The organism is Rothia terrae (assembly GCF_012396615.1).
GTDB classification, from domain to species: Bacteria; Actinomycetota; Actinomycetes; order Actinomycetales; family Micrococcaceae; genus Rothia; species Rothia terrae.
Map to the genome: position 1 here is coordinate 1 of NZ_JAAXPV010000021.1, position 12,954 is coordinate 12,954.

Here is a 12,954-nt window from a genome sequence, read left to right on the forward strand (position 1 = left end):
CAGTGTAAAATGTACTTGGGTCATGTAAAAGTCCTCCTGGGTATGTTTTTGTCGTTAAAAACATTGTACCGTAAAAGGACTGTTATATGGCCTTTTTACTTTTACACAATTATACGGACTTTATCAAAAAATTGCAATAAAAATATAAATTTACTTTTTTTATTTTCAAAAACAGAAAAAGAGCGGTATTTTGTAGGGTGTATTCAGCTAATTTACCGTTGGGTAGTTTATGTATTTTTTATCTTAGCTATTCGCAGCCTCTTGCTGAAGGGGATGGCGCCTATGAAGGCTCAACGTGGCAGGTTTGAGCTGGGTATCGCCGTAAGGTGCAAGTCGGTGCAGCTGTGGTGGATGAGGGGAGTCTTGCCTGATGTAGCCTATTATTCCGGCGGTGAGCGGTGACAAAACAATGGGCTCGGGCTGGCGGTGAATGGGATGATGCGAGGAAAACGCTGGGTTTACCTGCTATTGAAGGGTGTGTTGGGAGAGATGGGTGAGAACTGGTGGCTTCTGTATTTTTGTTGAAACAAAAAACGGGGGGGGGGGCACTCAGAAAATCTGAGTGACCCCCGTTTTTATCTAGCTCAGCTATTGAAGCGCCAGGTGTCTGATACGTCTGCGCTAAAACGTCATAGCGATCAGTGATAAGAAATGTAGTACATGACTACGGTTAGCTTCTGGTGTTTGATGAACAGGAGGCTATGAGGATTAGCCAATCTGAACAGGAGCTGAGAAGGACTTGAGGCCGGTGGTGTTTGCAATACCAGTGATGCGGTACTTCTTGCCACCTGAAGTGTATTCCAGATTGAAAACACCTTTGGTTACAGGAATCGTTGGGGTATGAGTAGCTGCGTAGGGTGAGGTTGGCGTTTGAATATTCTTAGATTCAAAAATTGCCAGGGGTGTACTGCCCAGTCGAATACCCTTACAGCCGTTGCCGCCATAATTGACCAGCTCTGTATTTGCTACAGCGGCATCGCCAGTGTGGGTTACAGCCCATGAGCTGGCACAGAGGTGCCACCGAAAAGATCGGTGCCGGAGTGCTTTTCAACGTACTTGGTACCAGAAATGTAGGTGTGGTTGGTCCAGTTAGCCGTTAGGCGTGCTGAAGAACCTGCAGAGGTCCAAATCTTATCAACGCCGCCAAAGTCGGTGGTGTTGATTAAGCGGGATTCGGAATTTGTTGCGGGGACATCGCTGTATTTAGCGGTGGTGCCTGACTGGTAAGCGGGTAGGAAGTTGCAGCCGGTAATAGTTGCGTAAGAAGTAGTACATGCAACGTTGGTTATGTCGGTGGTGTGACCGTTGCCTGGATCGTAAGAACCAAATTCGTACCAACGTGTATTGTTGGCATCGTTATCAACTCGGTTGGGCGTCCAGATGGTGTAGTTGATTGCGGTGATAACGGTATCGGCAGGCAGGTTGATGACCGTTGCTGATCCGTCGAAGGTGCGGTACTGAACGCCTGAGGCTGAGCCTCAAGCGATGTTTGAGTTGACCGGTAAATCCAGCATGCTTGGGTCGCATTTTGATGATGCGTAAGCGGGAATGGCTGTGGTTGCTGCCACTGCGGGTACTGCTCGCGCTGCTCCTTTGGTGAGGGATCGTCGCGAAACTCCTGTGCTCATGTTATCTTTTTTCTACCAGGGGGATTTCTCGGCTCACGCACCCCAATAGTGTTCGCCGATAGTATAAAGTTTGCTTAGTATAAACTTTACCCCTTGTTATATTTAGACTTCAATTTAATGTGAAGTGAAAAAGATAACTTTACTTATTTAAACTTGAAATAAAACATAAGTGTACTTGTTTAAATTATTTCAAAAATAAAAGAAGAGGGATGTTTGTTGAAAACACCCCTCTTCATTGCCGTTGAGTAACTTATTTACTTCTTGCTATTGGTGTCCTTGCTATCAGCAGGCGTCGACTCAACCTGAACCCAGTCGCCCTGACCCTCGGTGCGCTGTGACGCATAGTCTTCGCCCTCGGGTACCAACGACATGGACGCGGTCGCCGGGGACGTCTGCCCTACAATCACCTCGTGCTCTGCACGTGAAGGCTTCTCAGACCCGACAGGCTCAACCACGGTAATATCTGCGGGTGCCTCTGAGGCATCGGGCTGAGCTGACGGCTGCTCGGTAAAGTCCGCGGAATCTTCATCCAACGGCTCTGAGGCGGGAAGCCCCGTTACAACCTGCTCAACCTGCTTGGACTCGCCCAACAGACCTGCAGCAGCCGCGTCCTCATCGGTCACAGCAACCCAAGTCTCGCCGTCTACATCTAGCGTCTCTTCAATAGGGGTTTCTGCATCATCGGTAGCTTTAGCATTCTTGGAAGAATACTTCTGTACCTTCTCGCCAAACTCGTGCAACTTCTCGGCTGACTCAGCTTTAAAGGCCTGGTACTTTTCATTCCGCTCAGCGCGGTACGCCTGGAACTTCTCACTGCGCTCATTCATTGATTCGCGAGTGCGGTTGTACATATCTTCAATGTACGAGCTGAAATCTTGCAGAACCTGCGGACGACGAACCTTCATAGACGGAGTCAAATGCCCTTCTTCTTCGGTGAAATCTTTATCGGTGATGCGGAACTCGCGAATTGACTCAGCCTTAGAAACAAACGCGTTGGCTTCATCAATAAACTTCTGGATTGCTTCGCGCACCGTAGGGTTGGTGGACGCTTCCTTAGGCGTGAGCGTGCGCGGCAGTCCAAGATGCTCCAGCTCATCGGGCAATACTTCAGGATCGAGCGTGACCAATGCTGAAATAAACGGCTTCTCATCGCCCACCAGCATCGCTTGGCTCACCAAGGGAGAAGTGCGAATGTGTTCTTCAGCAGGAGCCGGAACAACATTCTTACCGCCGGCGGTCACAATAATCTCTTTCTTGCGACCAATGATAGTTAGGTGGTTATTCTCATCGATGCGCACAAAGTCGCCGGTACGTAGCCAACCATCTTCGGTGAATGCCACCTGATCTTCTTCGGGGTTATTGTAGTAGCCCGAAATAACGCCGACGCCTTTGACCTCGAGTTCGCCGTCTTCAGCTAAGCGGACGCTATTGCCGGGGATAAGCGTTCCTACATCACCGATTGCAAAATCGCGGATGCGACCCACCGCCAGTGGAGCGGTGGTCTCGGTGAGGCCGTAACCTTCGACTACCTGAATACCAACTGCGTGGTAGAAGTGACCCAGGAGCGGTGCTAGGCGTCCACCACCGGATACAGCGAACTTCACGACACCGCCCATAGCATTGTGGAGCTTCGAGTAAACGAGTTTCTGATAGAAGCGGTACTGCATCTCTAGCTTGAGCGGAACATTGCCGGCAATCTTTGCCTTAGACCACGCAATGGCGACATCGATGCTGCGGTTGAACAGAGTCGAGTTCAGCTTGCCGCCCTTTTCGGCCTTCTTAACAGCTCCTTCGAAGATCTTCTCGAAAACGCGCGGCACCACCAGTAGCATGGTGGGTTTAAAACTGTCCAAGTCGCTTGCCAAGTTTTTGATATTCGGGCTGTGACCAACGACCACACCAGCGTCCAGTGCCAGTACCTGAATAAGGCGCGCTAGAACATGTGCCAGCGGCAAGAAAATAATCGTTGAATTGGTCTCGTTAGCGATTTCAGGAATCGTGAGCTTGGTGTTTGCTGAGAGCCGCACAAAGTTACCGTGAGAGAGAGGGCAACCCTTGGGGCGTCCGGTAGTACCAGAAGTGTAAACAATCGTGGCGATATCATCGAGAGTACGGAAGGCACGACGCGCCTCCACCTGCTCATCGGTAATATCAACCGCATCCTGCTCCAGAGTCTGCAGATCCCCGCGGTCCATCACCCACATGAATTCCAGCGCGCTCAAATCTACGTCTGTGTTCTCAAGGTTGCGAGCCTTTTCAATGGTTTCAGCATTGGAATCTTTTTCAACAATGACTGCCTTAGCACCTGAATGAGAGAGTGCCCAACCAGCCTGCGCAGCAGATGACGTCTCGTACACAGGAACGGAAATCGCACCGGCATACCAAATAGCGAAGTCAACCAGCGCCCACTCAAAACGTGTGCGGCTCATAATGCCCACGGCATCACCGGGTTCAATGCCGGCTGCCATCAGACCTTTTGCAAGCTTTACCACCTGGGCTTTGAACTCTGTGGCGCGTACGTCCTGCCAGTTACCCGGTGATTTTTGGACGCGGTACAGCACCGGGTTAGAGGAATCCTCAACCTTGCGTTCCAAAATGGTGGTGATGTTCTGAGCCGGGTCGGTCAAAACAATTTGCGGTGAATTTATTTCTTGCATCAAAGCCTCTATCGGGATGAATTATCGAGCTCTTCGATGAACTCTAATGAACGGGCAAAAATCGTGGGTGCATCGTAATCAAGTGTGGCAACGTGGTAGCTGTTATCCAAATGTACGACGCGAGTGTGCGGGAGACACTGTCGCAGGTGCTCCACCGAGCTTACCGGAATGACATGGTCTTCACGGGATTTAAAAACCAAGACCGGGCAGATAATAGACCTCAGCGATCTACGCGCCTCCTTACCCAGTAGATGCAACTGCCGAACGGACAGAAGCGGAGTCGCTTGATAGCCATGCTCATCGGTATCTGGTTTTTTGATGTCAGATCCAATGGCATCTAGCGCGGGAGTGAACCTGGCGAGTAGGTGAGCGAACCGCATCGTTGGCTTCATATCCTTCACAAAAGGATTGACTACAATCACGGCATCGACATCGCGTCGAGCTGCTTGCACCAGAGCCAAGGTGCCACCCATCGACAACCCAAACACGACTACCTTGCGTTTGCGTTGTTGCAGACGCCAATACGCCTGATCAACCGCCTCAACCCAGTCCTGATAGGAATAAGTATCCATATCCTGCCAGGTTGTTCCGTGCCCGGGTAAAAGAGGCATCTCAACGGCGTAGCCGCGATCAGCAAAAAACTCAGCGACAGGACGCATCGAAAAAGTAGAGCCGGTAAAACCATGAAGAACAAGCACGCCCACTGAAGAATCCGTGGCGTGAGACATCGGCTCGTGTAAGGATAATGGGTCCATAGTTCCTCTTCAGCTCTGGGCTCTTAACGGTGAATTCTACGAAATTAACTGCACCATATTATTTCATGAGATACCCCAGAAAAATAACGCAACACCGCCGCAGTTTAGTATCTGAACATTGCACCACTCACCGGTATCGCTAGAGCTCACGTAACCTTGCAAACCAACACATTCGCAACCGCCCAAAATAAGCTAAAGTGGACGCGTACGATGACGCAATAAACGAGCGTACAACACCAAAGAGAACACTCTTTCTCGATACAACAAACGAGGTCACCATGCTGTACATGTTCCTGAAGAAAGCTTTCGTAGCGCCCCTCATGAAAGCGCTTTATCGCCACGAAGTGACCGGTCTTCAGAACCTCCCACAACACGGGCCAGCAATTATCGCCAGCAACCATCTTGCTTTTGGTGACTCAATTTTTATCCCTCTAGCGAGCCCTCGACAGGTCAACTATCTTGCTAAAGCGGACTACTTCACCGGTACCGGTATCAAGGGCAAAATCGTTAAAAGTTTCTTTACCGGCGTAGGGCAAATTCCTGTCAACCGTGAAGGCGGTACCAAGAGCGCATCGGCTGTGGAGCTTGGTCTCAGCGCCCTGCGCGATGGCAAGTTCCTGGGTATCTACCCCGAAGGCACACGCAGCCCCGACGGACGCATTTACCGTGCCAAGACAGGTGTGGCAAGACTCGCTCTGGAAAGCAAAGCACCCGTTATCCCTGTAGGACAGATCGGTACTAGCGACGTTCAGCCGGTGGGTTCAAATGCTGTAAAGCTTCGTAAAAACGGTCAAAAAATCACCGTCAAAACCATCATCGGCGAACCCATTGATCTCAGCCCTTACTACGACACGAAGGATTCCTACGAAACCCTGCGAACCGTCTCAGACCTCATTCTGAGCGAAATCCAAAAACTCTCGCAGCAGGAGTACGTTGATGTCTACGCATCCAGTGTTAAGAACCTGATGAAAAAAGAAGGCATCTCGGCCGAAGAAGCAGTACAAAAACTTACTAAAAACAAATAACTGCATCTCATGTGATGAACAGCGAAAGTGAAACTTGGCCCAGGCCACACTAGAATCGCTACACACAGGCGTCCCACAGCAGATGCAAACGTGCCCGAGCCAAAGACATGCACACAACGAGCCGCTTTGGCGCGGGCATACACAAGACGTTACAAGGACACAATTTTCATGAGCATTAACCCCGCACCTGAAACCCACCATGCCCCCGCGCTCGATGAATGGCGAAACCTGCACATCGACCAGCACCCGCAGTGGGCTGACCACCCTGATTTTACGAACGTCATCAGCGAACTTGAAGCTGTACCCCCGCTGGTTTTCGCGGGCGAAGTAGACCGCCTGCGATCACAGCTAGCTGAAGTTGCAGAAGGACGCGCATTCTTCTTGCAGGGCGGAGACTGTGCTGAAACCTTCGGAGGCGCAACTGCCGATAAAATTTCAGCACGCGTTAGAACTCTGCTTCAGATGGCCGTCGTACTGACTTACGGCGCGTCCCTTCCCGTGGTGAAGATGGGCCGCATGGCGGGGCAGTTCTCCAAGCCGCGCTCATCAAACGATGAAACCCGTGGCGATATCACCCTGCCGTCCTTCCGCGGTGAAATGGTCAACGGCTTTGACTTCACCGCTGAGTCTCGCGTCCACGACCCCAACCGTATGTTGCAGGGTTACCACACCAGCGCGTCAACCCTTAACTTGATTCGCGCTTTCACCACCGGCGGTTTTGCTGATCTGCGTTCGGTACACAACTGGAATAAGGGCTTTACTTCTAATCCCGCTCACTCACGCTACGAGTCACTGGCACGAGAGATTGATCGTGCGATTAAGTTCATGGATGCGTGCGGTGCAGACTTCAACGCACTGAAGGCAACTGAGCTGTACACCGGGCACGAAGCTCTGCTGCTTGATTACGAGCGTGCCCTGACCCGCATCGACTCACGCACCGAGCAGCCCTACGGAACTTCTAGCCACTTTTTGTGGATCGGTGAGCGTACCCGCGGTCTTGAGGACGCTCACGTGAACTTCCTGTCGAAGGTTCGTAACCCGATTGGTGTGAAGCTTGGGCCTACAACCACCGCTGAAGACGCCATTAACCTTATCGACAAGCTGGATCCCAACCGCGAACCCGGACGTCTGACCTTCATTACTCGTATGGGCGCTGGCAAGATTCGTGAAAATCTGCCTGCCATCGTTGAGGGTGTTCAGCGAGAGGGCGCCAAGGTGGTGTGGGTGACTGACCCCATGCACGGCAACACCATTTCTGTACCCTCCGGCTTCAAGACCCGCCGTTTTGACGATGTAGTGGATGAGGTCAAGGGCTTCTTTGAGGTGCATGAAGCGCTGGGTTCTTTCCCCGGCGGTATTCACGTAGAGATGACGGGCGACGATGTGGCTGAGTGCTTGGGCGGTTCTGATCCCGTGGATGAGTCAGCGTTCGCTGATCGTTACGAGACCCTGTGCGACCCTCGTCTGAACCATCGCCAGTCACTTGAAATTGCTTTTATGGTGGCTGAGTACCTTTCAGCGCGCAAGTAAGACTTGACTCGACGCCATAAAAGAGGGGCGGTTTTCATTGGCAGAGATGAAAACCGCCCCTTTCGTGCGTCCTGCTTGTGCATTTTAGGCTTATGGTGATGAAAGCTAGCCCATCAGGTTCTGCCACCACGGGGTGCTCATAAGTTCAGTTGCTAACCACCAGCCTAGAAAACTTGCGAGAAAAGCGGCCGCAACGAGAGCTACGGCAATTCCCGCTATCTGTGCCGGAGCCTTTGGGGCAACATAGGGTTCTAAGGGACGACGCGGGTCGCTGGCTTTCTGCGCAACAATAGTTACGGTGGGCTGGGATGGGCGAGAAGTGACGCTTGCGCCTACCGACCTGTGGCTCGGAGAATACTCAGCTGAAATAGGTACTTGCCGGAGCTCATTTACGGTGTAGACCTGAGTTTTGTCTGCGGCGGATTCATCATTGACTCCTGGATCCCCCCACTCATCGTCGTCCTCATCGGGGGTAGAATCCGTGGGAGTATGCGCGTACGGGCGCAAATCCACGGGGGAACCCTCTGTTTCTTCCAACAGATCTTTTGCGTTTCCGAAGGCAGTGATAGATTGATGGCGAAGAGCCTGGTTAGCCCCTGATACCTCAGCAATCTCTGCAACATCTAGCCAGAAATCGTGGTGAGCCTCGGTAGCAATAGAAGCCTTGTAGGTGAGTTCGGCAGGCGCCAACGCATCCTTGATTTCACACATCACTTCAAAGAGTTCGGTGGCGTTTTCAGGGCGTGCGCTAGGGGATTTGCGGGTGCACCATTTAATAAGTCCTACGATGTCCTGCGACAGTCCCGGCGCATACCGTGTGATGCTGGGGAGCTCCGTATTGACGTTGTGATAGAGAACTTGCTGATCATCCATGCCGCCAAAGGGCAGGCGGCCGCTGAGCATACGGTAGAGCATGACGCCGAGCGCAAAAATATCGCTTTGCGGGCCAACCTCACCGCGCGCTGACACAATTTCAGGTGCCACGTACGGGGGAGTGCCCATCAGCGAACCCGTCCACGACTGATCTTGGCGACGCGTTAACCCAAAGTCCGCGAGCTTGACCGCGTGTTCTGCTGAGCTCATGAGAACATTTCCCGGTTTGATATCGCGGTGAATCAGCGATAGCGCGTGCACCTCGGAGAGCCCTTCAACGATAGGCAGCATAATGTCAAAAACTTCGGCCACCGAGAAAACAGGGCGTATTTTGAGGAGCTGGTGAAGGGTGCAACCGTGCACGTACTCGAGCACCAGGAACATCACATCGGAGCCGTTGAGGTACTCCGTGCCGGAATCAATAACACTTACAACAGCCTTGTGGCGGACCTGCCGCAAAGAACGTTCCTCACGAAAGAACTTCTGCTGAACAGAGGCATCCTGCGAAAACTGGGGGAGTAGCACCTTGACGGCTACGGGGTTGTTCGACCACAAATCAACGGCATGGTACACCTCTGACATGCCGCCGCGGGCAATCAGAGAGCCCACCTCATAGTGACCAGAGAAAATAGCGCCGGTCAGCCACGCCCTACCACTTTTTGCTGTATTCATTAGCACCAGAGTAGAACATCAACCTTAAAAAATAATGAAGATACCTGACTATCGTAGTCATCGCACCGGATATCGAGGCAAAAACAGTCACGCCTGAGCAAAAAGTAAAAATTTCTGGCACTCTTAAAGGGTGAACGAAAATATTTCTGAACTCTTTGAACTTGTTGGCGAATGGACCACTATTCCTGATATCGCCGAGGCACTCGACCTGAAGGTCACCAAGGTGCACGCGCTGATTACAGACGGTCAGCTGATTGCCCTGCGCGACCCCGAGACGAACGTGCGTAAGATTCCTGCACTGTTCATCTCAGATACTCGCGTGCTAGATCCTCTGCCCGGTACCTTGCAGGTACTGAAAGATGCTGGTTTTTCTGACGAAGAAGCTATCAAATGGCTCTACACCGAGGACGATTCTCTGCCCGGCCGCCCCATTGATGCCCTCATCGACGGACGCAAGACCGAAATTCGCCGCCGCGCTCAGGCAATGGCCTGGTAAACAGCTGCAAGAGCGAACTTCTTTTTGAACTTCAAAGGGGTAGGACGCGAGGTCACAGCTCATGCTCTGATGTCGCGTCCTACCCCTCTTTGTAGGTGCTGAAGAGACTACGATAGACGGTGCAGCGCCTTAACCGCGATCTGTCCTAGCGCGAAACGCACATCATCGGCCACCGACATTTTTTCGAGCTCAGAAGAAACCACCGCGCGCTTATCATCAATCAGTTGCTCAACTTCAGCCAAAGCACCAGAACCAGAGATGAGCTGCTGAAGTTCCTGAACCTTCTCAAGGCTCAAATTCGGTGAACCCAACGAGCTGTTGAGAAGCTGAACCTGTTGCGCGGTCGAATTCTTTTCAGTGAGCGCAATCAGTACGGTTCGTTTACCTTCGCGAAGATCGTCGCCCGCTGGCTTGCCGGTAACCTCAGGCTCGCCAAAGACGCCTAGGATGTCATCGCGCATCTGAAAGCCTTCACCCAGGGGAAGCGCGAAGTTACTGAAATCCTGCAACAAAGTAGATGGCTTTCCGGCTGTCGCACCGCTGGCTAGAGCTCCACCCAAAACAAGGGGATGCTCACAGGAATACTTGGCTGACTTGTAGCGAATCACGCGTTCAGCTCGTTGGAAAGCGGTATCGGGGTCAGCGGCGTCCTCTACCTCAGCCAGAATATCGAGGTACTGGCCCGCCATGACTTCAGCACGCATGACGTCAAAGACCTCACGGGCATAGGTACCCCATGCGCCTGCCTGACCGACGGATGAGAACGCGGTTTCTGACATAGATAGACATAAGTCGCCAGACAAAATAGCACCGGCGACACCAAAATCTGCGACCGAACCAGCCCACCGATTCTCGGTATGCATCGCTTCAAATCGTTTGTGAACAGCGGGGGCACCACGACGGGTATCGGAGTTATCGATAATGTCATCGTGAATCAGAGCTGCGGTCTGAAACAGTTCAATCGCCAAACCTGCACGTACCACCTCCGGCGCTAATGTAGCACCACCAGCGCCTCGCCAACCCCAGTAACACAGCAGCGCTCGCAGACGCTTGCCACCGGTTGACAGCGACTCAATAAAATTAAGAAGGGGAAGCGCATCGGGTGAAACCTGCTCCACAACCGTCCGCTGCGATGCAAAGAAATCATGCATCTGCGACTCAAGCGCCGCGATAAATTCTGCTTGTTCAGCCTGAATGGACGACTGGTAGCCTGCATCGTTGGTATTGGCAGTCATTAAGTTCCTCATCCGATGTGTCTGTTAGGTTTCTTTCCTTACAGCTTATGGCATAAAAGGTTCACTCTGTAGCGCGAGAAGCGCTGAACAACTATCATCGAATATATCTTCGATTATTGGCCGGTGCTCGTAAGGTGGGTGAGATCATGACTAAGGTCATCATGCATCTTGATATGGACGCCTTCTTTGTGAATGTGGAGCTACTCGATAAACCCCATCTGCGCGGGCAAAAAATCATAGTCGCCCATAACTCGCCCCGGTCAGTGGTTCTTTCAGCGTCCTACGAAGCCCGCGTTGACGGGGTAGGGTCAGCCATGCCGCTTTCCAGAGCGTTACGCATGAGTCCACACGCTATTGTCGTTGAGCCTTCCCGCATCTACCGGGATTACTCCAGACAAATCATGAAAATCCTGCACGACGTGACGGACCTTGTTGAACAAGTCAGCGTCGATGAGGCTTTTGTGGATCTCACCGGCGCAATGACCCGCCTCGGCAACCCCGTAGACATAGCGCAGAGCATCAGAGAGCGCATTCAGCAAGAACTCTCGCTCCCCGCATCCGCGGGAATAGCGTCCACCAAATTTATTGCCAAGATGGCTTCAACAGGCTCTAAACCCAACGGGCTGTGGGTGATTCCTCCGCATCGCGTCCAAGAATTCCTAGACCCTATGCCGGTAGGAAAACTCTGGGGAGTAGGCTCCAAAAGCACGCAATCGCTCCATAACCTCGGTATCCACACGGTAGCTCAACTCCGCGAATACGACCTTTCATACCTGCACTCAAAATTTGGTACAGCATCAGGAACACACCTGTATAACATCGCTCGAGGAATCGATCCGCGCCCGGTTACCCCCTACCGGGAAGAAAAATCAATTGGTGCTGAGCACACCTTCGATCATGACGCGCGCGATGCAGAAGCAGTAAAAGCAGAGCTACTAACCCTCAGCTTGAAAGTTGCCAGACGGCTTCGAAAATCCGGAAAACAAACGCGCTCGCTGAGCTTCAAAATCAGAAACCAGGATTTTGAGACCATCACCAGAAGTTGCATTTTGCCCACTGCCACTACCTCCGGTCACGAAATTTTCAAAGCTTCTATTCGAGAACTCACCAAGCTGGGCATTCTGGTGGAAGGAAGCCCCGAAGTATCGCACCCTATCCGCCTGATTGGCGTTCGCGCTGAAAAGCTGGGGGCTGAAGAGTATGGTGTTCAAGGTTCGCTCTTTGAAGAGAACCTCAAAACCGATAACGTGTTCGAATCAAACTGGAACGACGCCGAAAAAACGATGGATCTTATCCACTCGAAGTTCGGTGGAACAGGGCTGGTGCCAGCCTCAATCTTGAAGAAAAAAGAACCGTAACACCTACAAATTGGTGAAGAGGTTGCGCGAGCTGTGACCGGCAAATGTATGATGAGAAACAAGACGTAAAACAAGCATGAAACCCCAATAGATAGCGGGAAGTTCATGGGAGTTGCCGCAAAAGACCAACGATGGAGAGCTAGATGCCACTTTCAGAGCATGAGCAACGGTTATTAGACCAGCTTGAGAAGCAGCTAGGTGCAGACGATCCCACTTTTGCTCATTCCATGAACTCCGGTAGTAGCGCTGTACGTTCCGCCAGTGTTTCTCCTCGTAACATCGTTATCGGTTCGCTAGTTGCTCTGGTGGGTCTTGGTGTTATCGTTACCGGCGTTGCCACCAAACTCATTCTCGTAGGCGTTCTCGGCTTCATCATTGCAGGAGCCGGAATTTTCTGGGCCACCACCCAATCGCAGAAGAAAACCGCACAACCTGCCGGCACTAACCGTCACCGCGCGTCCTCCCGACAAAAACAAGAACAATCTTCAGGGTTTATGAAAACCCTGGAAGATAAATGGGATAAACGACAAAACGGTTTCTAATCTTTAAAAACTTTCAACGGCGGATGCTTGGAAATAAGCATCCGCCGTTTTGCGATGTCTGTGCAACTTTAGTTTTTCGAGTGTTTCGTGTGAAAAGCCATAAAGTCACTCACAAAATGGTAATTTTTGTGCACGGGTGGAGCGTTGTGGAGTAAAGTGGTGCAAGTTAGATGAACCGGGCGG

11 protein-coding genes are annotated in these 12,954 nt (G+C 51.8%); 6 read left to right on the forward strand and 5 right to left on the reverse strand.

Annotated elements, in window-relative coordinates; all coding sequences use genetic code 11:
* A partial coding sequence (locus tag HF984_RS11380; RefSeq protein ID WP_210729703.1) for a hypothetical protein occupies positions 1–402 on the forward strand: 402 nt, incomplete at its 5' end.
* A 1,076-nt stretch (positions 403–1,478) separates the two neighbouring features.
* Here the strand turns inward: HF984_RS11380 and HF984_RS10040 are convergent.
* The 3 genes from HF984_RS10040 to HF984_RS10050 form a co-directional block, all read right to left on the reverse strand.
* A complete protein-coding gene (locus tag HF984_RS10040) occupies positions 1,479–1,628 on the reverse strand; it encodes a hypothetical protein (protein ID WP_168615541.1) in 150 nt (49 codons plus the stop codon).
* A 254-nt stretch (positions 1,629–1,882) separates the two neighbouring features.
* Entirely contained in the window at positions 1,883–4,285 is a 2,403-nt protein-coding gene (locus tag HF984_RS10045; protein ID WP_168615542.1) for an AMP-dependent synthetase/ligase, read from the reverse strand.
* Between the two features lie 8 nt (positions 4,286–4,293).
* Positions 4,294–5,040 carry an alpha/beta hydrolase gene (locus tag HF984_RS10050; protein ID WP_168615543.1) on the reverse strand — a complete coding sequence of 249 codons (747 nt, stop codon included), beginning with the start codon at positions 5,038–5,040 and terminating at the stop codon, positions 4,294–4,296.
* 320 nt (positions 5,041–5,360) lie between these two features.
* Between HF984_RS10050 and HF984_RS10055 the strand changes: the two genes are divergently transcribed.
* Positions 5,361–6,065, forward strand: coding sequence for a lysophospholipid acyltransferase family protein (locus tag HF984_RS10055; RefSeq protein ID WP_228008043.1), 705 nt, complete (start codon positions 5,361–5,363; stop codon positions 6,063–6,065).
* Positions 6,066–6,233: 168 nt separating this feature from the next.
* Positions 6,234–7,595 carry a class II 3-deoxy-7-phosphoheptulonate synthase gene (locus HF984_RS10060; protein ID WP_168615545.1) on the forward strand — a complete coding sequence of 454 codons (1,362 nt, stop codon included), beginning with the start codon at positions 6,234–6,236 and terminating at the stop codon, positions 7,593–7,595.
* Between the two features lie 105 nt (positions 7,596–7,700).
* On the opposite strand, the gene HF984_RS10065 is transcribed toward HF984_RS10060, so the two are convergent.
* Positions 7,701–9,140, reverse strand: a complete 1,440-nt coding sequence (locus tag HF984_RS10065) for a serine/threonine protein kinase (protein ID WP_168615546.1) — start codon at positions 9,138–9,140, stop codon at positions 7,701–7,703.
* A gap of 130 nt (positions 9,141–9,270) precedes the next feature.
* On the opposite strand from HF984_RS10065, the gene HF984_RS10070 reads away from it, so the two are divergent.
* A complete protein-coding gene (locus HF984_RS10070) occupies positions 9,271–9,636 on the forward strand; it encodes an Rv2175c family DNA-binding protein (RefSeq protein WP_343947393.1) in 366 nt (121 codons plus the stop codon).
* Between the two features lie 107 nt (positions 9,637–9,743).
* Here HF984_RS10070 and HF984_RS10075 read toward each other — a convergent pair whose 3' ends face one another.
* Positions 9,744–10,871: a polyprenyl synthetase family protein gene (locus HF984_RS10075; RefSeq protein WP_168615547.1), complete on the reverse strand. Its 1,128-nt coding sequence runs from the start codon at positions 10,869–10,871 to the stop codon at positions 9,744–9,746.
* 146 nt (positions 10,872–11,017) lie between these two features.
* On the opposite strand from HF984_RS10075, the gene dinB reads away from it, so the two are divergent.
* Together dinB and HF984_RS10085 are read left to right on the forward strand one after the other, a co-directional pair.
* Complete coding sequence (dinB, locus tag HF984_RS10080) at positions 11,018–12,229, forward strand: DNA polymerase IV (RefSeq protein ID WP_168615548.1); 1,212 nt, start codon at positions 11,018–11,020, stop codon at positions 12,227–12,229.
* 143 nt (positions 12,230–12,372) lie between these two features.
* Positions 12,373–12,771: a DUF3040 domain-containing protein gene (locus tag HF984_RS10085; protein WP_168615549.1), complete on the forward strand. Its 399-nt coding sequence runs from the start codon at positions 12,373–12,375 to the stop codon at positions 12,769–12,771.
* The last annotated feature ends 183 nt before the right edge of the window (positions 12,772–12,954 follow it).

Bases quoted from the DNA above. Each gene is read 5' to 3' on its own strand.
- HF984_RS10040 (WP_168615541.1), bottom strand. From the start codon at position 1,628: ATGAGCACAGGAGTTTCGCGACGATCCCTCACCAAAGGAGCAGCGCGA.
- HF984_RS10045 (WP_168615542.1), bottom strand. From the start codon at position 4,285: ATGCAAGAAATAAATTCACCGCAAATTGTTTTGACCGACCCGGCTCAG.
- HF984_RS10050 (WP_168615543.1), bottom strand. From the start codon at position 5,040: ATGGACCCATTATCCTTACACGAGCCGATGTCTCACGCCACGGATTCT.
- HF984_RS10055 (WP_228008043.1), top strand. From the start codon at position 5,361: ATGAAAGCGCTTTATCGCCACGAAGTGACCGGTCTTCAGAACCTCCCA.
- HF984_RS10060 (WP_168615545.1), top strand. From the start codon at position 6,234: ATGAGCATTAACCCCGCACCTGAAACCCACCATGCCCCCGCGCTCGAT.
- HF984_RS10065 (WP_168615546.1), bottom strand. From the start codon at position 9,140: ATGAATACAGCAAAAAGTGGTAGGGCGTGGCTGACCGGCGCTATTTTC.
- HF984_RS10075 (WP_168615547.1), bottom strand. From the start codon at position 10,871: ATGACTGCCAATACCAACGATGCAGGCTACCAGTCGTCCATTCAGGCT.
- dinB (WP_168615548.1), top strand. From the start codon at position 11,018: ATGACTAAGGTCATCATGCATCTTGATATGGACGCCTTCTTTGTGAAT.
- HF984_RS10085 (WP_168615549.1), top strand. From the start codon at position 12,373: ATGCCACTTTCAGAGCATGAGCAACGGTTATTAGACCAGCTTGAGAAG.